This is a genomic window from Candidatus Pantoea multigeneris, from assembly GCF_011752615.1.
Lineage (GTDB): Bacteria > Pseudomonadota > Gammaproteobacteria > Enterobacterales > Enterobacteriaceae > Pantoea > Pantoea multigeneris.
On sequence record NZ_VWXF01000017.1, the window covers coordinates 1 to 22,635 of the forward strand.

18 protein-coding genes are annotated in these 22,635 nt (G+C 52.6%); 15 read left to right on the forward strand and 3 right to left on the reverse strand.

Annotated elements, in window-relative coordinates; all coding sequences use genetic code 11:
• Positions 1-792, reverse strand: a 792-nt coding sequence (locus F3J40_RS23730) for a PAAR domain-containing protein (protein WP_205297507.1), incomplete at its 3' end; no start/stop codon positions are given.
• A gap of 585 nt (positions 793-1,377) precedes the next feature.
• On the opposite strand from F3J40_RS23730, the gene F3J40_RS23735 reads away from it, so the two are divergent.
• Positions 1,378-2,724 carry a carbohydrate porin gene (locus F3J40_RS23735; RefSeq protein WP_167018559.1) on the forward strand — a complete coding sequence of 449 codons (1,347 nt, stop codon included), beginning with the start codon at positions 1,378-1,380 and terminating at the stop codon, positions 2,722-2,724.
• Between the two features lie 43 nt (positions 2,725-2,767).
• Here the strand turns inward: F3J40_RS23735 and yegD are convergent, their stop codons facing one another.
• Together yegD and F3J40_RS23745 are read right to left on the reverse strand one after the other, a co-directional pair.
• Positions 2,768-4,120 (reverse strand): molecular chaperone, encoded by a 1,353-nt coding sequence (yegD, locus tag F3J40_RS23740; protein WP_167018654.1) that lies wholly within the window; start codon positions 4,118-4,120, stop codon positions 2,768-2,770.
• Positions 4,121-4,291: 171 nt separating this feature from the next.
• A complete protein-coding gene (locus tag F3J40_RS23745; RefSeq protein ID WP_167018561.1) occupies positions 4,292-4,906 on the reverse strand; it encodes a phosphatase PAP2 family protein in 615 nt (204 codons plus the stop codon).
• Positions 4,907-5,193: 287 nt separating this feature from the next.
• Here F3J40_RS23745 and udk point away from each other — a divergent pair, with 287 nt between their 5' ends.
• From udk to F3J40_RS23815, 14 genes are all read left to right on the forward strand, one after another.
• Entirely contained in the window at positions 5,194-5,835 is a 642-nt protein-coding gene (gene udk, locus F3J40_RS23750) for a uridine kinase (RefSeq protein ID WP_026042463.1), read from the forward strand.
• 71 nt (positions 5,836-5,906) lie between these two features.
• Positions 5,907-6,488 carry a dCTP deaminase gene (gene dcd / locus F3J40_RS23755; protein ID WP_017346622.1) on the forward strand — a complete coding sequence of 194 codons (582 nt, stop codon included), beginning with the start codon at positions 5,907-5,909 and terminating at the stop codon, positions 6,486-6,488.
• Between the two features lie 21 nt (positions 6,489-6,509).
• A complete protein-coding gene (gene asmA / locus F3J40_RS23760) occupies positions 6,510-8,327 on the forward strand; it encodes an outer membrane assembly protein AsmA (RefSeq protein ID WP_167018563.1) in 1,818 nt (605 codons plus the stop codon).
• A gap of 904 nt (positions 8,328-9,231) precedes the next feature.
• A complete protein-coding gene (gene wbaP, locus F3J40_RS23765; RefSeq protein WP_167018564.1) occupies positions 9,232-10,665 on the forward strand; it encodes an undecaprenyl-phosphate galactose phosphotransferase WbaP in 1,434 nt (477 codons plus the stop codon).
• Between the two features lie 126 nt (positions 10,666-10,791).
• Complete coding sequence (locus F3J40_RS23770; RefSeq protein WP_167018566.1) at positions 10,792-11,928, forward strand: polysaccharide export protein; 1,137 nt, start codon at positions 10,792-10,794, stop codon at positions 11,926-11,928.
• Between the two features lie 53 nt (positions 11,929-11,981).
• The gene (locus F3J40_RS23775; RefSeq protein ID WP_167018575.1) at positions 11,982-12,416 is read left to right on the forward strand and encodes an arsenate reductase/protein-tyrosine-phosphatase family protein; all 435 of its coding nucleotides are present in this window, start codon (positions 11,982-11,984) and stop codon (positions 12,414-12,416) included.
• Between the two features lie 12 nt (positions 12,417-12,428).
• Positions 12,429-14,600 carry a tyrosine-protein kinase Wzc gene (wzc, locus tag F3J40_RS23780; protein ID WP_167018577.1) on the forward strand — a complete coding sequence of 724 codons (2,172 nt, stop codon included), beginning with the start codon at positions 12,429-12,431 and terminating at the stop codon, positions 14,598-14,600.
• A 64-nt stretch (positions 14,601-14,664) separates the two neighbouring features.
• Positions 14,665-15,801, forward strand: coding sequence for an EpsG family protein (locus F3J40_RS23785; protein WP_167018579.1), 1,137 nt, complete (start codon positions 14,665-14,667; stop codon positions 15,799-15,801).
• 12 nt (positions 15,802-15,813) lie between these two features.
• Positions 15,814-16,545, forward strand: coding sequence for an SGNH/GDSL hydrolase family protein (locus tag F3J40_RS23790; RefSeq protein ID WP_167018581.1), 732 nt, complete (start codon positions 15,814-15,816; stop codon positions 16,543-16,545).
• 33 nt (positions 16,546-16,578) lie between these two features.
• The gene (locus F3J40_RS23795) at positions 16,579-17,760 is read left to right on the forward strand and encodes an acyltransferase family protein (protein ID WP_167018583.1); all 1,182 of its coding nucleotides are present in this window, start codon (positions 16,579-16,581) and stop codon (positions 17,758-17,760) included.
• A gap of 70 nt (positions 17,761-17,830) precedes the next feature.
• Positions 17,831-18,748: a glycosyltransferase family 2 protein gene (locus tag F3J40_RS23800; RefSeq protein ID WP_167018585.1), complete on the forward strand. Its 918-nt coding sequence runs from the start codon at positions 17,831-17,833 to the stop codon at positions 18,746-18,748.
• Positions 18,749-18,804: 56 nt separating this feature from the next.
• Positions 18,805-19,557: a glycosyltransferase family 2 protein gene (locus F3J40_RS23805; RefSeq protein WP_167018586.1), complete on the forward strand. Its 753-nt coding sequence runs from the start codon at positions 18,805-18,807 to the stop codon at positions 19,555-19,557.
• A gap of 48 nt (positions 19,558-19,605) precedes the next feature.
• The gene (locus tag F3J40_RS23810; RefSeq protein ID WP_167018588.1) at positions 19,606-20,640 is read left to right on the forward strand and encodes a glycosyltransferase; all 1,035 of its coding nucleotides are present in this window, start codon (positions 19,606-19,608) and stop codon (positions 20,638-20,640) included.
• A gap of 67 nt (positions 20,641-20,707) precedes the next feature.
• Positions 20,708-22,612 carry a putative phage tail protein gene (locus tag F3J40_RS23815; protein ID WP_167018590.1) on the forward strand — a complete coding sequence of 635 codons (1,905 nt, stop codon included), beginning with the start codon at positions 20,708-20,710 and terminating at the stop codon, positions 22,610-22,612.
• The last annotated feature ends 23 nt before the right edge of the window (positions 22,613-22,635 follow it).

Below are 22,635 nucleotides of genomic sequence, written 5' to 3' on the forward strand. Positions count from 1 at the left end.
CACGAAGTCCAGCTCGTCGTCGCCGCTGAGAAACTTCTGGCCGGTAATGATATCCACCGGGCGCAGGATAATCCCGGCGGCGGCGTTGGCGGTCATCAGCACGCCGAGGCGGCAGAGCACCCGGCCAGTCTTGCGCACGCCGCGCAGCTTGCTGAGCTTCTCCGCCAGCTTCATCACGGCACCGACCTTGCGCAGGCCGCCGGAGAAGTTGAGCAGCCCGGCGAACAGCAGCGTCAGGTCCGACACCTGGCCGACCCACTCGGGCACCTCGGGCTTGATAGGCAGGGTGGTGACGGTGCCGCCGCCGATAATCACGTTGGGCGAGCCGGAGAGGATGGTGGCCCCGCAGTTGGTTTTGTCGCCGCTGCGCGCCAGCGGGAAGCCGTTGACGAAGACGTTCGAGGCACCCTGGGCCACCTGCATGCAGGGGCCGTCCTGGCTGCAGGCGGCGCGGCTGAAGGTGGCGAGGGCGGCGGGCTTGCCGTTGATAAAGACGTTGTGGGAGCCGGTGAGCAGGGTGCCGCACCGGGAGAAGCTGCTCTCCCCGACCCCGGCGAGGGCATCGCGGGCGGTGGTCGCCAGCCAGCCGCTGAGGAAGCCGACGGCCACGCTGATGCCGATGACCACCAGGCCCACGCCGAGGCAGGAGGTGGCGAGGCCGGCGGCAAACAGGGCCCCGGCGGCATACGAGCCGGCGGCGGCCAGCAGGCCGCCCACCACGGTGCCGGCTATCATGCCGGCGAGGGCGTGAGAATGTCCGATCGGGTCGCCAACGCGCGCCGCTTCTCCCATGTGAATCTCCTTATTCAGCCGCTGTTCCGTGCTTCAGCGGGAGGCTCCCGGAAGCAAAACGCGGCAAACCTTCACAAAATCCGGTCGGGCTGTCAACCAGACCCGGGGTGAGATTCGGCCTGTAGTGCGGTGGAGAAGAGGAACGCTGTTACCGGGCCACAGTGATTAATCCCGGAAAGGAAAAAAAGGCGACTGGATATGTCGCAACGCTGTGAAAAGGGGCTGGGGGGAGCAGAAAAGTTTGTCCCTGAGGCGTCGCGCTTTTTTTGTAAAGAGCGATAAATTTACCCAGATATACAGTGCATTATCTGGTCTGCCACTCTCCGTTTGCGACTTTAGGTCTGCTTCAGAACATAAAATGGCCTGTGGCAGAATATAAACCTGCACACCGCATTTACCCTTTTGGAAACTGCGTGACGTTTTGTGCTAAAAAATTGACAAAACTTTTCATTCGGAGAGCGTTCTCACAAATGTACGAAAAAACTGATAGTTAGCGTATTTAAGCGCACATTTTTATAAAAACGGATTGAACTCCAGCACTAAGCTCTGCGTGTCATTCCCGTTAACTTTATAAGAATAATCATCATGAACAAGAAAAGAGCAGTGCATAGCTTCCCGCTGAGTCGCATCGCGACCGGCACTCTGATGTTTGCCATGTTGAGTGGCTCTGCCGCCGCTGCAGATGCCTTCAGCTACGACTCTCCCTATATGTTTGGTGACTGGGGTGGTTCCCGAACGCAGTTAGCGGACAACGGCATCAAATTTGATGTCAACTACACGATGGAAAGCGCCGCTAACTTCAGCGGTGGTGCGCACAGCAGCACCACCATGCGCTACAGTGACCAGTTCGCCTTTGGTGCCAATTTTGACCTGCAAAAACTGCTGAACTGGCAGGATGCAGAGTTCCAGATGACCATCACTAACCGTGACGGGCAGAACCTCTCGGATCAACTCGGCGATCGCCGTGCAGGAACCCTCTCTTCTGTACAGGAAGTGTATGGCCGTGGGCAGACCTGGCGTTTAACGCAGTTCTGGCTGCGTAAAGGCCTGTTTGATGATGTGGTCGATGTGAAAGCCGGTCGCGTCACCGTGGGCGAAGATTTTGATAACCTCAACGACGGCAACCTGTTCCAGAACCTGGCATTCGGTGGTGGCCAGGCCGGTAACTGGCGTGGTGACCGTTGGTATAACTGGCCGATTTCCCAGTGGGGCGGTCGCATCAAGCTCAATCTGACGCCTGAAGTTTTCTTCCAGGTGGGCTTCTATAATCAGAACCCGGCTAACTACGATCGCGGCGATGGCTTCCGTCTGGATACCACCAATTCAGTGGGTAATCTGGTTCCGGTTGAACTGGGCTGGACACCGACCTTCGGGCCAGAGAATCTGCCGGGTAACTACCGTATCGGTTACTACTACTCCTCAACCAACGGCAGCGATTATGGTAGCTGGCGTAACGGGGCGTATCAGAATGAAGCTCACGCCTACGGCGGTTATGTGTTGTTACAACAACAGTTAACTGCGCAGGGTGGGGATGCGAAACGCGGCCTGGGGATTCGTGTGCAGGCGGTCATGAACGATCATAAAACATCGAAAACCGACAACTACCAGTCACTTGCTTTTACCTGGCGTGGGCCGTTTGATGCACGTCCAGATGATGAAATCGGTATTGGTGCGGCGCGTATTCACGTTAACAGCGCTTACACGACAGCGTTACGTCAGCAGAATGCCTATAACGGTGAAACGGACTATAACAGCCCGACCTATTTGCCGATTCAGAGTGGTTCTGAGTACGACTATGAAGTGTATTACAACGCTGCACTGACCAAATGGTTGGCGATCCGTCCTAACCTGCAGTACATCACGGCACCGGGTGCGGTAAGCCAGGTGAAAGATGCCTTTGTGGGTGGTATTTCTGCCAATATCGCATTTTGATTCAACAGCGGCCCTGCGGGGCCGCTGCTGTTTTAGCGTGACATCAGGCGAAAATTGTCTCCGCCCAACGTGCCAGGCCTGCCGTTACGGAGGCAAAGTCATCTCCGCTGGCAATTGGCGTATCTGGCAGCGCTTGTTGTAACGCGGCTCGCAGGACTGGCGATCGTGCGCTTCCTCCCGTGAGGTAGATGACATCCGGGCGAACTGAACTGCTGCTCAGCGCCTGTTCAACCTGCTGCAAAATACGTTCTAACGGCTGGGCGATGGCCTCTTCCAGCATCACACCACTGACCGGCGTTTCCAGCGCATCCGCAACGAATTTCAACTCAGCGATGGTGTCACTCCGCTCTGACAGCGCAATTTTGCTCTCTTCTGCCGCGCGCACCAGACGATAACTCAGTTTCTGTTGCCATACTTTCAGCAGGCGGGAAACCATATCGCCCTGTTCGGCATCACGGATCAGATCACGCAGCAGCTTACCGCAGGCCGCAGAGTAGAAATCACTTTGTGCCGGAACATCGTTGATTGCTACCGCATTCCACCAAGGCAAGGCAGGCAGAGCAGTGCCTTTTTGCGTCTTACCACCGAGGCCCAGCAGCGGCATCAGTGTTTTAAAGGCGAGCATAATATCCAGATCGTTCCCGCCGACGCGGCAACCACTGTGACCCAGCAGGCTATCGCGACGATCGGCTTTATTGCACCACTCGGGTCCCATCAGCAGCAGCGAGCAGTCGGTGGTTCCCCCGCCAATGTCCACGACCAGCACGCGCGTCTCTTTACGCAGTGTCGCTTCAAATTCCAGCCCAGCGGCAACCGGTTCAAACTGGAACTCCACGTCACGGAAACCTGCGCGTTGCGCAGCACGTAACAAAATGCCCTGTGCCTGCTGGTTAGCTTCTTCGCCACCAGGACCCTGGAAGTTAACCGGGCGACCGATCACAGTCTGGATAATTGGTTGATCGAGCTGTGTTTCTGCCTGCTGACGAATGTGTAACATCATGGCGCAGACCAGATCTTCAAACAGTGCAATCTGCTGCGGCTTCAGGCCGCTGGCCCCCAGGAACGATTTTGGTGATTTCACAAACCACACATCTTCCGGATCAACCATATAGTGTTGCAGTGCACCATTACCAAACAGGACGCTGTTAGCGTTAACGTCAATGTCTTCTTCGCGGTTGAAGCGCATAGCGCGTTGCAGCAGCGCTTTACCTTCTGCATCTGGTGTCTCAACTTTGTGATGACGCCAGAGCCATTCACTGATGGCTTCGCGCGTTGGGGCGGCAATCATTGAGGGCAGTAAGCGCTGACCATTCTCCAGTGCCAGTAACTGCGGCGTGCCCGCCTGCATAACGGCAATAGCGCAGTTTGCGGTACCGTAATCGAATCCTGCCTTCATCATGACCCCTGTGTGCTAAAAAAAAGGGGGCGACTTTAACTCAGGGCGCGGCAACAGGCAAGCGCAGCAACAGGGGAGGGGCACAGGGGGGAAAAGGGCGATGAGGAAGTGCCTCAGGCACCCGGTAGAAACCGCAATTTGTCTACCGGGTAACCATGAGGTGTGATTTTTCTACTGATGGTGGAGATCTGCGCGCGTAAAGGGTTTCTCCAGTCCCGCAATTTTTGCCGAGAGTTGCGCCAGAAACTCCTGCGTTGTCGCGACTCTGCCATGGCTGATCAGTACCACCGGGACTAATACCGCAGCGGCGACCTGTGGCCAGCTAAAGCCTTTCAGCGAAGTGCGACGCTGCGAAACCAAAAAGGCAGTGCTGAGCGTAAAGCCAAGCGTCAGCCCGGTCACCACTTCACTCAGCGAATGGGCATGAATGACCAGGCGTGAATAGCCCACCATGAGCGGGATGAGGTAGCCGATGCCAATCGCCACCCGCCGCCAGGCAGGAGAAAAGCGACCGGAGAGCAGCCAGAGCATCACTGGCCACAGCGTTGAAGACATGGCGCTGTGGCCACTGAAGCCTGTGAAATCGAAGCGTGCGCTGCCGATACCAAAGCCCATAAACAGGATTTTAGAGACACTGACGATCAGCCCTGCAAGACCAAAAGCGATCAGCCAATACCATACAGTGCGACGATTATCACTTTTCCACGGCAGAATAAGTGCAATGATTACCGCCGTGGGGATCAGCAACATGCTGTCACCAAAGTAGGTCAAAATTGTCCAGGCCATACCACTCCTTGTTGATGAGTTGAATCCCAACCGGAAGTGCTGGGGTGTCTTTGAGCGACCTGAAAACCGTGAGACTGACGCACGGTTTGTTCGCTACATTCTATATTATCGGTGAAACCTGCGGTAATAAAAGGATAAAATCTGAAAACACCGAACCTGCTTTTCTCTGGCGTCACCTCCCTGAAATCCCTATAATCACCGCCAAATTACCCTCTCATTTTTGTTCATCGGCGCAGCACGGGTGGCTGTATAACGTCGTGAACGCCAGTATCAGGCCTTTTAAAAGTATGACTGACAACTCTCATCAGTGCGTGATCGTAGGCATCGCAGGTGCCTCCGCCTCGGGCAAAAGTTTAATCGCCAGCACGCTCTATCGTGAAATTCGTGACCAGGTGGGTGATGAGCATATCGGGGTTATCCCGGAAGATGCTTACTATAAAGACCAAAGTCACCTCACAATGGAAGAGAGGGTGAAAACCAACTATGACCACCCTAGCGCGATGGATCACGACCTGCTGTTACAGCACCTGCAAGCGCTGAAGGCGGGCCAGGATATTGAGTTGCCGGTGTATAGCTATGTTGAGCATACCCGCACTGCCCAGACGCAGCACCTGAAGCCGAAGAAAGTGATTATTCTGGAAGGAATCCTGTTGCTGACCGACGCACGCCTGCGTGATGAGCTAAACTTCTCCATCTTTGTGGATACGCCGTTAGATATCTGCCTGATGCGCCGTATGAAGCGTGATGTCAATGAACGTGGTCGTTCTATGGATTCAGTGATGGCGCAATACCAGAAAACGGTGCGCCCGATGTTCCTGCAGTTCATCGAGCCTTCGAAACAGTATGCGGACATTATCGTGCCGCGCGGTGGTAAAAACCGTATCGCCATTGACATCCTCAAGGCAAAAATCAATCAGTTCTTTGAATAACGTCGTCCGGAAGGATGTGATGCGGGTCAGAAAAGCGGGACCCGCTACACTTATGCCATGGAGTTAAGCCAATGAGATTATGTGACCGCGATATTGAAGCCTGGCTCGATAGCGGCAAACTGGCAATTGAGCCTCGTCCACCGGTTGAACGCATTAATGGTGCGACGGTTGACGTGCGTCTGGGGAATCAGTTCCGCACCTTTAGCGGCCACACGGCTGCGTTTATCGATCTGAGTGGCCCTAAGCAGGAAGTTGCTGCGGCGCTGGATCGCGTAATGAGTGATGAGATTGTCTTGCCAGAAGGCGAGGCCTTTTTCCTGCACCCAGGTGAGCTGGCACTGGCGGTGACGCTGGAGTCAGTCACTATCCCGGATGACCTGGTAGGTTGGCTGGATGGGCGTTCCTCGCTGGCACGCTTAGGGTTGATGGTGCATGTGACTGCACACCGCATCGATCCCGGCTGGCAGGGAAGAATTGTGCTGGAGTTCTTTAACTCCGGTAAACTGCCGTTGGCGCTGCGTCCAGGTATGCTGATTGGTGCACTGAGCTTTGAACCGCTCTCTGCGCCTGCCGCTCGCCCTTACAATCGCCGTGAAGATGCAAAATATCGCGGGCAGCAGGGTGCTGATGCCAGTCGTATTGATAAAGATTGATCCGCGAAGACTGAGGCTGTGATGAGAAGAGTGATAACCACGCTGGCCATCCTGTTTGTGGTGGTCGTGGCGGGAATGACGGCGCTGGTGCTGCTGGTCAATCCCAACGACTTTCGTACTTACATGGTGCAACAGGTTGCACAGCGCAGTGGTTATCAGCTTGAGCTGCAGGGTGATTTGCGCTGGCACGTCTGGCCGAAGTTGAGCATTCTGGCCGGGCGCACCAGCCTGACGGCGCCCGGTGCCACTGATCCGGTCGTTACAGCAGAAAACATGCGGCTGGATGTCAATCTCTGGCCGCTGTTATCCCATCAGCTCAGCGTCAGTAAAGTGATGCTGAAAAATGCGGTGGTACGCGTTACCCCAGAGAGCGAAGCCGTGACGGCCAAAAATGCCCCCACTGGCCCCCGCAATCGCTCACCACGCACCAGCACTGACAACGGATGGTCGTTCAGAATTGCCCAGTTGCAGTTGTCGGACAGCCTGCTCATCTGGCAGCCTGCCGGTGGCGAAGCGATAAACTTCCGCGATTTTAACCTTAATCTGGAACAGAACAGCTCCCGCGTGGCGAGCATTTCTCTGGATACGCGCGTCTCACGCGATCAGCAAAACCTTAATCTTGATCTCCAGGGGCAACTGGATGCGGCACAGTATCCACGAAGCCTGAAAGGGCAGATCAGCAAGCTGGATTACCAACTCTCCGGTGCCGATCTTCCTGCGGAAGGAATTAAAGGTAATGTCAGCCTACAAGGCAGTTGGGATGGTCAGACCCAGCGTTTTGATCTCAACCAGTTGCAAGTGAGTGCCAATGACAGTGCTTTTAGCGGGAATGCTTCGGGCGACCTGCTGGTGCCACAACAGTTGGCGCTTAATCTCCATGCCACCAATCTGAATTTTGATCGCCTGCTGACCACCAGCGTTGCCGGTGATACACAAACTAACGCAGAGCGAGCTTCACGCCGTGGCCCGGTGATTGCCGAGCCGCGTGAACGTCCGAATGCAGATTCTCCCCTGAATGCCATGAACCTCGACTTGCATCTACAGGCAGATAATGTGTTGTGGCGGGGACTCGCGTTAACCGATTTCCGCGTTAAAGCCAACGATCGTCTGGGGTTGATGACCCTGGAGACGCTCGAAGGACACGTGGGTACCGGGCACTTTAGTGTACCCGGCTCGGTGGACATTCGTCAGCCCGTGACGCAAGTTGCATTACAGCCTGAACTTCATGGCATCCCACTGCAGCCGCTGTTGAAGGCGCTAGCGCTGCCTGATGCGTTACGTGGCGATCTGGATTTCAAAGGCACGCTACAAGGTGAAACGCTGGATTTGCAGCAGGCGAAAAATAGCTGGCAGGGCACAGCTGACGTGCAGGTTAACAAGCTGGAAATGGGGCAGATAGATCCGCAACAGATGCTGCAACGTGCAGTTGCGCGTATCAGCAATCGTGTGAGTAACGACGATAACGTCTCGCATCCGATTGATCAGCTTAACGCCAGTGTGACGCTGAACGATGGCATCATGACATTGCAAAACGTGCAGGGGGGCAGTGACCGCCTGGCGTTAAAAGGTGCGGGGGCCATTGATCTCGCCAGACAGTCTCTCGACGTCACACTGGGGATTCAGGTCAGTGGCTGGAAAGGTGATGATAGCCTGGTGAATGCGTTGTCGCAGCAGGCTGTGCCACTGCGCATGTATGGCAGCTGGCAAAACGTGCAGTATTCACTGCCCGTGGATCAGGTCATGCGCCAGCAGCTGCAAAACGAAGCCAAATCACGCCTGAATCAGTGGTTAGACAGCCAGTCACCGCCACAAGGTCAGCGTGAAAAGCCTCACCCATGAGGCCATGAAGTACAGAAACCCGGTCAGCCAACTGACCGGGTTTTTTTTCCTCTCCTGATCTGGCTTACCCGTTCCGGCTGCGGTTTTCAGGTCCATCTATTCCTGTTTTTTCCTGGCCAGGCAGAACGTCACTGCCGCTAGCCACACCCGATACCCTGTTGAAAAAGCACATCAATCTTAAGGCGTGTCATCTAAGGATATTCTTATATTTAATGGCGGCTATTTAGTCGGGATGTTTCTTACGGGTTTGAAATAAAAACTTTTTATTTTTGTTATGCGTTTTGAATATTTTCTCGATCCCAGTAGATTCCTAAATTAGGATTATTCCGCCTGTAAAGTAATGTATATGCAATTTTTTAAATTAATTGCAATCCCTGCTGTATGGCATAAATCCTAAAATCACAGGGATAAATATCCGAATTGAGAACTGGCAATACTAATTACTGGTAGTCTTTTTCCTAAAGTAGCGCAGGCGCGCCAGCACCTACTTGTAAACAAGCCAGTAATAACTAGTATAGCAACGAGCCAGTAAAAGCCTGCTGCTATGCAGTAATAGAAATACCTCAGAGGGTTAATTTCTGAGGCCGCTTTTTTTTCACGGTTAAGAAATCTTTTGCAGGCAAAACCAGACGAAAAACAAGGTGATTAACGGCGGTATTGGCAGCGACAGCCAAGGGCGGTAGCGTGCCTCAAGCTGAAATACGGGTACAGGAATAGCAGGCAAGTTGCTGCGTAAAAATTTGGCTAATTAATTGGTACTAAATGGTTTTTCTTGGTTCATGAGCAACGAGGATTGGCGTAAAAACCGGGATCCCCTCTGTAGCGTTCAAGGCATGGCTTCGTTGCCAGATTTAACAGTGCCTGAGGCGTTTTGGGTTTAAGGAAATAAAATAAAGAGTTAAATATGCGCGATACTGAATTTACGTTCAAAAGTCTTACTACGAAATTGCTGTTGGCATGCTCTGATTTAATTTGCTTCAACGCCGCTTTTTTCCTCGCGATGGCAGTGATTAGCCTGATGGCAAATTCACCACTAGCAGATATTTCCGAAAAGGATATGCAGCTTAAAATTGCAACGCATCTCTTCCTTTCTGTGGTGTGTGTTGCATGGTTCTGGGTGCGTCTGCGCCACTTTACTTATCGCAAACCGTTCTGGTTCGAGTTAAAAGAGATTTTTCGTACCATTCTCATTTTTTCCGTTATCGATTTATCAATAACGGCATTATCCCAATGGCAGATGTCACGCTTTGTCTGGTTATTAACCTGGCTGTTTGCGCTGGTACTGATTCCCTCGGCGCGTGCACTGTCAAAACGTGTGTTAAACCGTTTCGGACTGTGGAAAAAGCAAACCATCATTATTGGTAGCGATAAAAATGCCCTGGAAGCCTGGCAGGCGCTGCAAAGTGAAGAGGTGATGGGGTTTGATGTTATCGCCTTTGTCGATGTCGACGGCACTTGCGCAGAAACCACCTTAGTCGGTGTACCCGTCCTGCGGAGTGAAGAGCAGGTATGGGCGTTAACCCAGGCGGAAACGCAGTTTATTGTCGCGGTGGAGTTTGAACAAAGCCAGCACCGCGACAACTGGCTGAAGCTGTTGGCAAAGCATAACTGTCGTTCGGTATCGGTGATCCCGACCCTGCGCGGCGTGCCGCTGTATGGCACCGACATGGCTTATATCTTTAGCCATGAAGTGATGATTCTGCGCGTGAACAACAACCTGGCGCGCCGCACTTCGCGTTTCCTGAAGCGCAGCTTTGATGTTGTGGGTGCCCTGGCAATTATCTTGATGCTCTCACCTGCGCTGCTGATCCTGGCCTTTTTAGTGGCACGGGATGGTGGCTCGCCGATCTACGGACATGAGCGCGTTGGGATGCACGGTCGCAAGTTCAAATGCCTGAAGTTCCGCTCCATGGTGATCAACTCGAAAGAGGTGCTGGAAGAGGTGCTGCGTACCAGCCCGGAAGCGCGCGCCGAGTGGGATAAAGATTTCAAGCTGAAAAACGACCCACGCATTACCCGTGTCGGCCACTTCATCCGCAAAACCAGTCTGGATGAATTACCCCAGTTATGGAACGTCGTCCGTGGCGAAATGAGCCTGGTAGGGCCGCGCCCGGTGATTGAGGATGAGTTAAGCCGCTATGCCGGAGATGTGGATTACTACCTGATGGCGAAACCTGGCATGACCGGATTATGGCAGGTGAGTGGGCGTAATGACGTGGACTATGAGACGCGTGTCTATTTTGACTCCTGGTATGTCAAGAACTGGTCACTGTGGAATGACATTGCAATTTTATTCAAAACAGTGGGCGTGGTGTTAAAGCGTGATGGTGCTTATTAACCAGAGGGAGCGAATGATAACGAAACAGAGTTTCAGCGTTTAATCTGGCGATTTTCCCCCTTTGTCAGACGCTTACACAGCGGCGTATGCGCCGCTATCAATCAACAAATGATAGCGATGAATCAGATGATTACAATCAAAACGAAACTGCTTCCTTTACTGATCTCAGCAACGATTCTCTCCGGATGTACGGTGGTGCCAGGCCAGCATCTGTCGACGATGGGAAAAGATGTTGTCGAGCAGCAAGACAGTAACTACGACATTGATAAGTACGTTAACGTCTTTCCCATGACGCCAGGTCTGGTGGAAAGAATGCGTCCGCGTCCGACGGTCGCGCAGGCTAATCCGCTGTTGCAGGGCGAGATCCAGCGTTACGAATACCATGTCGGTATTGGCGATGTGTTGAACGTGACGGTGTGGGATCACCCAGAGCTGACCACACCAGCCGGTCAGTACCGTAGCGCCAGTGACACCGGTAACTGGGTACAGGCAGACGGGACAATCTTCTACCCGTACATTGGTAAAGTGCGCGTTGCAGGCCGCACGGTAACGGAAATTCGTAGCGAGATGGCGCGTCGTCTGGCGCAATATATTGAAAGTCCACAGGTTGACGTAAACGTCGCCGCTTTCCGTTCGCAAAAAGCCTACGTAACCGGTTCTGTCACCACATCGGGTCAGCAGGCCATCACCAACGTGCCGCTCACCGTGCTGGACGCGATCAATGCAGCGGGTGGATTAGCCGCCGATGCCGACTGGCGTAATGTGGTGCTGACCCATAACGGTCAGGAGAATCGTCTTTCCCTGCAGGCGCTGATGCAGAATGGCGATCTGAGCCAGAACCATCTGCTCTATCCCGGCGATATCCTTTACGTTCCGCGCAATGACGATCTCAAAGTGTTTGTGATGGGCGAAGTGAAACAGCAAACCACGCTGAAAATGGATCGCAGCGGCATGACGCTGGCAGAAGCACTGGGTAATGCTCAGGGCATGGATCAATCCACTTCAGATGCGACCGGCGTGTTTGTCATTCGCCCACTGCACGGCACTGGCGGCAAGAAAATTGCCAATATCTACCAGCTCAATACGAAAGACGCTGCCGCAATGGTAATGGGCACGGAATTCCAGCTGCAACCGTATGACATCGTGTATGTCACCTCCACACCGCTTACCCGCTGGAATCGCGTGATTTCCGGTCTGTTACCGACCATTACCGGTATTGATCAGGCGGTTTACAGCACGCGTTTAGTCCATCAGTGGGATTAATCGCCCGGGTCAGCCACGTCTGACCCCCATCCGTTGGAAGGCCTTAATAAGTCATGATTAAGTCAGTGTTAGTGGTATGTGTTGGCAATATCTGCCGCTCGCCAACCGGCGAGCGTTTGCTGAAGCAGGCGCTTCCCGCCATGCGGGTTGAGTCTGCCGGTCTGAGTGCCATGAAAGGCTATGCGGCGGACCAAACCGCCAGCGACGTTGCAGCGCAGCATGGGCTGTCGCTGGCTGAGCATCAGGCGCGTCAGCTCACCGCAGAGATGTGCCGTGAATTTGATCTGATCCTGGTGATGGAGAAGAGGCATCTGGAACAGGTAAACCGTATCGATCCTGCTGCGCGCGGTAAAACCATGCTGCTGGGACACTGGCTCAACCAACGAGAGATAGCGGATCCATACCGTAAAAGCCGCGAGGCATTTGAAGATGTGTATGGACTACTGGAAAACGCTTCCCAGAAATGGGTCAACGTATTAAGCCGATAGATGGGATTTTCCATGAATATAAGAGATAAGGTAATGACCGCGCCGAAAGAGGATTCCAGTGGATGGGATCTGGCGCACCTTGTTGGACAAGTGATCGATAACCGTTGGGTGATCGTGGCTATCACCGCCTTCTTCATGCTGGCGGGGACGCTTTACACGCTGTTTGCTACACCCATTTATAGCTCCGACGCGCTGGTACAGGTTGAGCAGAAAGATGCCAACTCGGTACTGAACAACCTGCAGGATATTCTGCCTTCCACGCCAGAATCAGACACTGAAATTCAGATCATCGAATCGCGTATGGTGATCGGTAAAACCGTTGACGATCTGGGGCTGGATGCGCTGGTGCAGCAGGATTACTTCCCGGTGTTTGGTAAAGGCCTGTCCCGTTTAATGGGCAACAAGCCTGCGCAAATTGCCGTGAGTCGACTGGAAATTCCACTGAGCGTCGACAAGCGTACCGTTTCTGTCGAAGTCACCGGTCCGCAAAGCTACACCGTGAGCAAATCCGGCGACGTGTTGTTCAAAGGGCAGGTAGGGCGCTTCGAACAGCATGATGGTATCTCGATGCTGGTAAGTGATATCCAGGCGGATAGCGGAACCAGCTTCAGCGTAACCAAACTGACCGACTTGCAGGCCGTCAATATGATCGTCAATAACCTGACGGTCGCCGATAAAGGCAAAGATACCGGTGTGCTGGGTCTGGAATATATCGGTGAAGATCCGGTGCAAATCAGCAAGATTCTGAACCAGATCATCAATAACTATCTGATGCAGAACATTGACCGTAAGTCAGAGCAGGCTGAGAAAAGCCTGGAGTTCTTACGCACTCAGCTGCCGCAGGTGCGCAGTAATCTCGATACAGCAGAAGATAAGCTCAATGCCTATCGTCGCCAGAATGAATCGGTGGATATGTCGCTGGAAGCGAAGTCGGCGCTGGACTCCTCGGTGAGTATTCAGAGCCAGCTGAATGAGCTGACCTTCCGTGAAGCCGAAGTCTCACAGCTGTATACCAAAGATCACCCGACTTATCGTGCATTGCTGGAAAAACGAAAAACCCTGCAGGACGAACAGACACAGTTGAACAAGAAAATCGCCGGTATGCCGCAAACGCAGCAGGAGATTTTACGTTTAACGCGGGATGTGCAGTCTGGTCAGGAGATCTACATGCAGTTGCTGAATCGTCAGCAAGAGCTGGGGATCAGCAAAGCCAGTACCGTGGGTGATGTTCGCATCATCGATACGGCGGAAACCGGTAATACGCCGATGGCACCGAAAAAGATGCTGATCATTGCGGCCAGCATTGTATTGGGTCTGATTGTCTCCTTTGGTGTGGTGCTGCTGAAAGCCATGTTGCATCGCGGCATTGAAAACCCGGAACAGCTCGAAGAACTGGGCATGAACGTCTACGCCAGCGTACCGTTGTCAGAGTGGCAGCGTAAGCGGGATGGCGAACTGCTGGCGCGTAAAGGCACCCGAGCCAAAGGTGACGCCCACAATACGCTGCTGGCGTTGGGCAACCCCACTGACTTGTCCATCGAGGCGATTCGCAGCCTGCGTACCAGCCTGCACTTTGCCATGATGGAAGCGAAGAACAATATCCTGATGATCACCGGCGCCAGTCCGGGTATCGGTAAGACCTTTATCTGTTCGAACCTCGCCACACTGGTGGCAAAAGCGGGGCAGCGCGTACTGCTGATTGACGGGGATATGCGTCGCGGCTATACCCACGATCTGCTGGGTGCGGAGAATAAAATCGGTCTTTCCAGCGTGCTGTCGGGCGAGAGCGAATTCACGCCTTCAATCATTCAGCAAGGTGCATGGAGCTTCGATTTCCTGTCGCGTGGCCAGGTGCCACCCAATCCGTCAGAACTGTTGATGCACCGCCGCATGGGTGAACTGTTGACCTGGGCGAGCAAAAACTATGACCTGGTGTTGATTGATACCCCACCGATCCTTGCCGTAACCGATGCCTCTATTATCGGAAAAATGGCGGGAACCTCGTTAATGGTGGCACGATTTGGTGCAAATACCGCCAAAGAGCTGGAAGTCAGCTATCGTCGCTTCGAGCAGAACGGTATCGACATCAAAGGTGTGATCCTCAACGCCGTGGTACGCAAAGCCAGCAACAGCTATGGCTACGGGTACGACTACTACAACTACGAATACAAACAGAAAGCGTAACGCGGCCTGTTGATTGTTACAGGGGCAGCCACTGCTGCCCCTTTCTCCGTGAAGGAATGACACCATGGCACCATATTGGGTGATATCAGGACTTTTGCTGCTGATTTCGCTGAGCGAGATCATCATCAAAAAAGATGAGAAATCCTCAGGTTTGCTGCTGTACCTACTGTGTATTGCGACGACGATTCTGGTGGTGTTTGCTGGAATTCGCGGCATGGGTACCGGTATGGATGACGGTCAGTATCGCACCTTCTACGCAGACTTCATTCAGCGCATCCAGATCAACGGCTTTTCCGCCACCGTCGCCTATTTCCGCTATGAGCCACTGATTTTTGCCCTCGCCTGGGTGACCAGCCTGGTTTCAGATAACGCAGATACTTTCCTGTTTCTGTTTGCCGTGCTGTCAGTGGGCACCAATGCGGTCTTTTTCCGCAAAATGTCGCCGTATCCGATCATGGCGCTGGCGCTCTATTCGGCGCATATCTTCATTAACAAAGATATGAATCAGGTGCGTTTTGGTCTGAGTTCTGCGCTGTTTCTTGGCGTCCTCTGGTGTTTGTATCTCAGGCACTATTGGGGGGCGTTCGGGTTTTTCCTGCTGTCGTTCTTCAGCCACAACACCGGGATTATGGTCATCACCATTATTCCCTTCCTGTTTATACGCCAGTGGCGCTATTGGCCGGTGCTGATCATCGTGCTGAGCATTCCCATGTCGAAATTCGGCGGGAATAGCTTTGTTAATCTGATTGGTGCCCATATGGGGTCAATGGGGGAGAGGGCAGAGGGCTACAGTAGTGATAGTTCAAGTGCGGCAGATGGCAGCGTGTTTTCAGTGTCCAACCTGAAAAACGTGATGCTGGTTTTTATGTTTGTCTACTTCATGTTGACCGATGCGCTAAAAAAACAGAATCCGGAGCTCTGGCGCTATAACTATTTGCTCATTATTACCTTCGCACTGGGCGGAGCGATCAGGATCTTCTTTTATAACTACTCTTCCGGGGCAAGGCTCTCCAACTATTTGTTGCAGGTTGAACCCATTGTTCTGACCTCGCTGGTTTATCAGTCGCGGCAACTATTCAAGCCGGTGATGTTAGCGATGTTCAGTTTCTTTCTTGTTTATTACCTCTATTACAACACGATCTCGCAGAAACAAGCCGTTGTCGGCTATGAGGTCGCGCAGGAGTTTAAAATTTTCCAATAACAGAGAGGTAATATGGCAAGTAAGCTTGTCGTTGCACTGGCTGCAATGCTGCCTGTAGGGGTGCTGGCAGCACCCGCAGCCAATACGCTACAAATTGATGCCTACGGTGACTCCACTACTGCTGGCGTGATTAAGCAGCAGGGCAAAAGTCGCATCACCAAAGCCAGTGAAATCGGTTTTCTGACCCAGATGCTGCAACAGCATTACGGATCACAGCTGAATATTGTGGTGAAAAATCACGGTGTGCCGGGCGCACAGGCGGCGGAGCTGCTGTATAAACATGGCGGCAATGACGACAGTGACTGGGTTAAGTTAATGCAGCAGTCTCCGGCAAAAATCGTGCTGCTTAATTTTGCCATCAATGATGCGCGCCACGCTTTCTTCAAAGATAAACGGGTGCATCTCGAAAGCCCGGAAGAGTATGGCCGCATCATGACCCGGCTGGTACAGGTGGCGAAAGCCAGTCACAAACAGGTGATTCTGCAGGAACCTAACCCTATTTGTGGCAAGGTGGCGCGCTGGAATGTCTGGCCTTATGTCTGGCAACTGAATCAGGTTGCCCAGCAGCAGCAGGTGGCTATTGTTCATCAGTTCAGCATTATAAAAGCAAATCCAGCGTGGCAGGCACAGATGTCAGAAGATTGCATCCACCCACTGGAACCGCTTTATCAGCAAAAAGCGGTAAGAACATTTCGTCTGATTGCACCGATGGTGAATCAATACCTCGGACAACAACACTCATAAAGTCGTTATGTTTATTTCATTGGGGATTCTGACATGTATATCCTGATTATGGTGGTCTCTTTCTGCCTGGCGCTGCTGATTCTGCACACGTTCTCTTATCATCGCGGTATTTATAATGATAAAGGCGTAAAAAGTATTTCTGGTTTACGCGCCTTTCTTGCCAGTATTGTCGCCTTTTCACATTTTGTGCATTACATCTATGGGCTGGATCATCCCTGGGTGTATGACAAGCACTACTTCTCCTGGTTTTCTGAGGAGAATTTCTTTGTGAATGCCGGTAAGTTTGGCGTGCTGCTGTTCTTTATGATCTCCGCCTTTCTGTTTTATCGCTGGCTGGATAACGCTGCGATGACACCGGCCGAATTGAGCCAAAAGCTGTTCCGTTCACGCCTGCGCAGGATTGTGCCGATGTTCTGGTTTTCGGGCTTGCTGATTATCGGCATCGGACTGATTCAGGGTGCGTTAGTTCCCTCTGCAAAGGCGCTTGAAGATGCGGTGCTTTGGCTGTTTTTCGTCGGCAGTTACCACATTGGCGATCTCAATACTTCGGTCGTGAACTCTGGCGTGGAGTGGACTTTACGGCTGGAGTGGTTGCTGTACCTCTCGATCCCGGTGATCTACTGGCTAAACCGCATGACCGAGGGCCGTTACAAAACCCTGCTGATTCTGCTCTCCGTGGGGATTATTTTCGTGATTGGGGTTGCGCTGCGTGAGTTTGGTAAGACCTATACCGACCCCAGACCGGTACTCGGTTTTGCGATGGGGTATTTTGCCTACAAGTACCGCGACCGCCTGGCGATGCTACAGCATTCGCGCCGTGCCGGCATGCTTTGCCTTGCACTGGCGTTTTTTGCGCTGTTCTTTACCAGCAATGCCTATTTCTACGTCATTTTTCTCGCCTGTTTGACGGTGATTTTCTTTACCGTGAGCAGCGGTAATGCGTTGTTAGGGATACTGGAAAATAAAACGTTGATGGCCATCGGTGAGGTGAGTTATAGCCTTTATCTGATTCATGGTCTGGTGCTGTACGGGATTGAACAAATTCCCGCCAGGTTATATCCCCATAACTTCTGGATGTTCACCCTGTTGTCCACGCTGTTTTTCGTTGCCGCTTTTTATGTCGCAAAATTGACCTATTTATGGGTTGAAAAACCGTTTATTGGTCGCAGCGGTGGAAAAGCAAAAAGCAGCATGAAATCCACGGCATCAAATTAAGAATTTGACCGATTACCTTAATGTCTTATTCGTATTACTGTAAACACCTGACTTTTTAGAGGTATCGGCAATGAAGGATATTCGCTTCTCTATCGTTATTCCTGCATACAATGCAGCACAATCTATCGTTGCAACGTTAGATTGTGTTAAAGCACAGAGCTATCGTAATTTTGAAGTGATCATCATTGATGACAAATCAAACGATGCGGCTGAGTTGGCGCAGGTAGTCGGCAGCGAACGCTATCAGGAGCTGGATATTAACCTGGTGCTCTCTGAGGTCAAACTTAACGGTGCAGGCGCGCGTAACAAGGGCATTGAACTGGCTCGTGGCGACTATATCAGCTTCCTGGATGCGGATGATGAATGGCACCAGGATAAGCTGGCCGAAGTGAAGAAAAAAATCGACCAGCTGGAAGCCCAGGGTAAAAGTCAGTTTATTATTTTCAGCCAGGTCAATATTTATCAGGATGGGGATTTTCTGAAAGTAATGCCGATGCAGCCACCGGGTAAGCAGGAAACGGTAGCGGAATACCTGTTTGGCTGTTACGGGTTTATTCAGACCAGTACCATTGCATTACGCCGGGAAGACGCTGCCAAAATTCTGTTTGATGCGCGTTATATTCGCCATCAGGATTATGACTTCTGTATTCGCGCCGACCGCATGGGCTACCAGTTTGAGATGATCGAACAGCCGCTGGCGAATTATCATCTGGTCACCAAATTTGGCTCTAAGCACAAAGGTGAATCGGTAAAATATTCGATGTTCTGGCTGGATACCATGAAGCCACATTTGACCTCGCGCGATATACACACGTATAAAGCTTTTAAATTACCGTTGCGTTACAAAATGGACGGCAAAGCGCTGTTAGCCAGCGTCAGCTTTGCACGTTATTTCTTCCTCACTAACAAAGACAATCAGGCTTATTTTATGAACCGCCTGAAAGATAAAGTGAGAAGCCGGTTCAGCAACGGAAAAACGCTTTCCTGAATAAACCTTTAAACGATATGTGATCGGCGCTTGCCGTTCTCAGCACGGATACCATTATGACAACCACAGATGAAACGGTAGGCATCGTCATGCCTATGTATAACGCGCGCGCCACTATCGCGCGGGCTGTCCAGTCAGTGTTGGATCAGCGCTGGCCGCACTGGCACCTCTATATCGTTAATGATAAATCCACCGATGACAGCCTGAGTTTTGTGCGGGAAAAATTTAAAGACGCCCGAATAACGGTGCTGGAAAACGCGCAAAACATGGGGGCAGCTGAAACCCGTAATGTCGGCCTGCGGGCGGCATCTGAACCGCTGATTGCTTTTCTCGACAGTGATGATGAATGGCAGCCGGAGAAGCTTACCGAACAGGTTAACGCGGTACGCAGCGGTGAAAACTTTGTGATTAGCCACTATCACTACAAAACACGCAGTGCCGAACACGACATCACCTGGAGTGCGGCACAGTTGACGAAAGAGAGTTTCGTCAAAAAGCAGTTCCGCGTGTGCTTTTCATCGGTGCTGTTCCGCCGTCCGGAGCAGGGCATTTTGTTCCAGCGTAAAGGCCATGAGGACTTCCTGTTCCTGTATGAACTGTTTACGCGTTACCACCATGCGCGGGTGATCAACAAAACGTTAGTCAACTATTACGAACTCAGCAACTCACTGTCGCGCAATAAAAACAAAGCGGCAAAATGGCATCTCGATCTATTAAAAATAATCTATAAAAACAATCCATTAAAAGTTTATTACTACTATGGCTGGTACATGTTCAATGGCGTGCTGTTTTCGCTTAAACATCGTTGATGTGCCCGAACACACTTCATTTTACGCTCAAGAGGTAAGTAGCCGTTTATGAAAAACATTGTTCTGGTGATCCGCGATGCGTATTCCTATGCAGGAACAGAGAACATCTGCAACTTTATGTCGGAGTGCCTCGGCACGTCCCATGAAGTGACGATCTATTCCCTGGAAGGCAGCGGAGAGACTTTCTATCCGTTCACCCAGGTGAAGCAGATTGTCAGCTTTCAGGGGCACGACAATCCGATTAAAAGCATTGTGCAGCGCATTCAGTCTGAACCGGTGGACGCCGTATTCCTGATCAGTATGGGACGGCTCAGCGTGATGTATGCCTTCTGGAGCCTGTTGTCCCGCCAGAAGAAGCGCATTAAGGCCTATGCTTGCGAACACATTGCCATCAACTCTTTCAGTAAGCCCATCAAGCTGCTCAAGTATCTGCTGCTGCGGTATTACGATCGCGTCATCGTACTGACCGATAAAGATCAGCAGGTATTTACCCGCTGGCGCATTCCTAGCGCGCAAATCCCTAATCCTGTGGTGTATCAATCTTATCAGCGTCAGCAACGCAGCCGTCAGGCGCTGGCGGTAGGCCGTTTGGATCACCAAAAAGGGTTCGATCTGCTGCTGGATATCTGGCACGACTTCGTGCAGAAAAATCCCGGTTGGCAGCTGGTGATCGCTGGCGATGGCGAGCTACGTCAGCAGTTGGAAGCGCAGGCAGCCAACCTGAAGATCAGCGACAGCGTGCAGTTTGTTGGCAAGGTCAGCAACATTAAAGATTACTACCAGCAGAGCGATATGGCGCTGATGACCTCACGTTATGAAGGCCTGCCGTTGGTGCTGCTGGAAGCGAAATCCTGGTCGTTACCGGTAGTGGCGTATGACTGCCCAACCGGCCCGCAGGAAATTATCCAGCACGGTGAAGATGGCTTCCTGGTACCCATGAACAACAAGACCGCATTTTTGGCGCACATGCAGCAGCTCGCCAGCGATGACAAGCTGTTCTACGCCATGAGTGAAAATACCAAAGTCACTGCATTGAAATTCGACGGTGATCGAATTAAACAGCGCTGGCTGGCGCTGGTGTAATGCTGAACTTCGTGCCTCGGGGACCCTTTAACTGCCCATTTTGGGCACTGACCACGGGATGTAATGCATGAAAAGAAGAGCCATCTTACAGACTGCGGCGACCTCAGTGGTCGCGGCATTTTCAGCCAGCGCCCTGACGACTTATGCGGCAAAGCGCGATCCTGCACTGCCAGCACCTGTGCCAGGCAACGGTGAACCTCACCCGGATGTTGCTGCTTTCAGTCAGCGTCTGGCCTTGCCTACCGGATATCAGCTGATTGGTGAAATTCCCTCTGTGGCGGTACTGCGGCAGACGCAGCCGATGTTTGAAGGGGCAAAAATCAAACTCAAAAGCTGGCATCCGGATCTCGAAGTGGGGGGCGGTGAATTTGTCGGCAGCATGACAGAAGCTAAAGATGATGGCGGGGTGATTTTTAGCGGGGCGGGCTTTCACTGGCGACGCGTAGTGGAAGACTTTAACCGGCTCACGCTGTTTGACTTCGGGGCGATTGCGGACGGCAAAACCGACACCGCACCGGCCATCAATGCCATGTACAGCTGGTCTGAACAGGCCGATCAATCCATTTGTGTGCAGTTCCCGGCGGGAACGTTTTTTGTCTCGCACTGTGATTTTTCCAGTGAGCAGCGACGCTTTTTCCGCCTTTCCGGCGCAATGGTGAATTTTGGCTACTTCCCGGCGACGACGCTGGTGTCCGATGGCGACGCGGAGTTTATGTTCAACGTCAGCGCGCGGTGGGTGGAACTCTCTAACCTGATTTTCAACGGCAACACGGACAAACACCCGAATCGCCAGGGGCTGTTCCGTAACGTGATTCCCGGCGGTCAGTTTTTCCGTGGTGCCTGTTTACGTTTCAACCAGGTCGGCGGCACGGCGCTGAGCCTGCTGGATACGCTCGATTGTAAAATCGATCAGTGGTACGCCGCCTGGTGTACCGGCGATGTTATCAAGGCCGGTTGGTCAGGGCAGAAAAAGGGCGTCTGGGACCACAGCACGGCCATTGAGCTGTCTAACTTTAATGCCCAACACTGTAGCGGCGGCAAAGTGCTCAATTTGCCGCGTTGCAGCCAGTCAATCATTCATAACGGCTGGATTGAACACAGTGAACATCCGGGGGATATCTCCAACGGCCAGTGGATCATTGATGCGCTGAGCCTGGAAGATTGCAAAAACCCGCTGATCGCCCACAACTCGCGGCTCAATATGCGGCAAACCAATCTGCAATCGGGCAGTTGGATCGACAACTCAGAACAGGGTGAGCGCTGGCTCAATGTCTGGGAAATGGGCTCAACGCGGGTTGAGTCTTACGGCGTCGCGACCGATGGCAGCCTGAAATACAACTACATCACCTCACGCTGGCGCTTAAGTAATAACAGCGCGCAGCCGACGTGGTTTGAACTGGGCACCCTGTTCTCCCCTGATGTGGGCGATAGCTGGGAAGTGGAACTGCTGGGCCAGTCTGGTTTTAGCAACGGCAGTGACAGTCAGCCCCTGTTGGATTTGATGGATGCGAAAAATACCGGCGGACGGGCGCTGATCAAAGTACAGCGCAAAAAAAGCCATGCCGAAGTGAGCTGGTCTGCGGAGGGAAGCAGTCCGGTGGTTGAGGTGCAATATGTGGCCAGTAAAGAGAGCGACACACGCCTGTTTGTGCGCCTCGCGGGCTGGACACCGAGTGCGGTGATCTTAATCAAAAGCACGGGCCGTGACCGTTTTGCCACCGGACGCTGTGCGCGTGTTGATGCGCAAATGACCCAGGCACAACCTGTTGCGGGGGCGGTCACTGCCGCGCAACGTTTCAGTTTGCACAACGGCAAAGCGGGCGTGGGCGCGAATGAGCAGGGCGATTTGCTATTGGCCTCGCGCCACTTATCGGCGGATCAGGTGGATACGCGTGCACCGGGCGGTTTTATTTCGGTGGTGATTAACGGGAAGCCCTGTGCCATCCCGTGGTTTGCTTTAAAACAGCAGTAGTTAGCAGTACGTCTGGCGGCCAC

Coding starts and splice junctions, on each gene's coding strand:
- F3J40_RS23735 (WP_167018559.1), top strand. CDS start 1,378: ATGAACAAGAAAAGAGCAGTGCATAGCTTCCCGCTGAGTCGCATCGCG.
- yegD (WP_167018654.1), bottom strand. CDS start 4,120: ATGAAGGCAGGATTCGATTACGGTACCGCAAACTGCGCTATTGCCGTT.
- F3J40_RS23745 (WP_167018561.1), bottom strand. CDS start 4,906: ATGGCCTGGACAATTTTGACCTACTTTGGTGACAGCATGTTGCTGATC.
- udk (WP_026042463.1), top strand. CDS start 5,194: ATGACTGACAACTCTCATCAGTGCGTGATCGTAGGCATCGCAGGTGCC.
- dcd (WP_017346622.1), top strand. CDS start 5,907: ATGAGATTATGTGACCGCGATATTGAAGCCTGGCTCGATAGCGGCAAA.
- asmA (WP_167018563.1), top strand. CDS start 6,510: ATGAGAAGAGTGATAACCACGCTGGCCATCCTGTTTGTGGTGGTCGTG.
- wbaP (WP_167018564.1), top strand. CDS start 9,232: ATGCGCGATACTGAATTTACGTTCAAAAGTCTTACTACGAAATTGCTG.
- F3J40_RS23770 (WP_167018566.1), top strand. CDS start 10,792: ATGATTACAATCAAAACGAAACTGCTTCCTTTACTGATCTCAGCAACG.
- F3J40_RS23775 (WP_167018575.1), top strand. CDS start 11,982: ATGATTAAGTCAGTGTTAGTGGTATGTGTTGGCAATATCTGCCGCTCG.
- wzc (WP_167018577.1), top strand. CDS start 12,429: ATGAATATAAGAGATAAGGTAATGACCGCGCCGAAAGAGGATTCCAGT.
- F3J40_RS23785 (WP_167018579.1), top strand. CDS start 14,665: ATGGCACCATATTGGGTGATATCAGGACTTTTGCTGCTGATTTCGCTG.
- F3J40_RS23790 (WP_167018581.1), top strand. CDS start 15,814: ATGGCAAGTAAGCTTGTCGTTGCACTGGCTGCAATGCTGCCTGTAGGG.
- F3J40_RS23795 (WP_167018583.1), top strand. CDS start 16,579: ATGTATATCCTGATTATGGTGGTCTCTTTCTGCCTGGCGCTGCTGATT.
- F3J40_RS23800 (WP_167018585.1), top strand. CDS start 17,831: ATGAAGGATATTCGCTTCTCTATCGTTATTCCTGCATACAATGCAGCA.
- F3J40_RS23805 (WP_167018586.1), top strand. CDS start 18,805: ATGACAACCACAGATGAAACGGTAGGCATCGTCATGCCTATGTATAAC.
- F3J40_RS23810 (WP_167018588.1), top strand. CDS start 19,606: ATGAAAAACATTGTTCTGGTGATCCGCGATGCGTATTCCTATGCAGGA.
- F3J40_RS23815 (WP_167018590.1), top strand. CDS start 20,708: ATGAAAAGAAGAGCCATCTTACAGACTGCGGCGACCTCAGTGGTCGCG.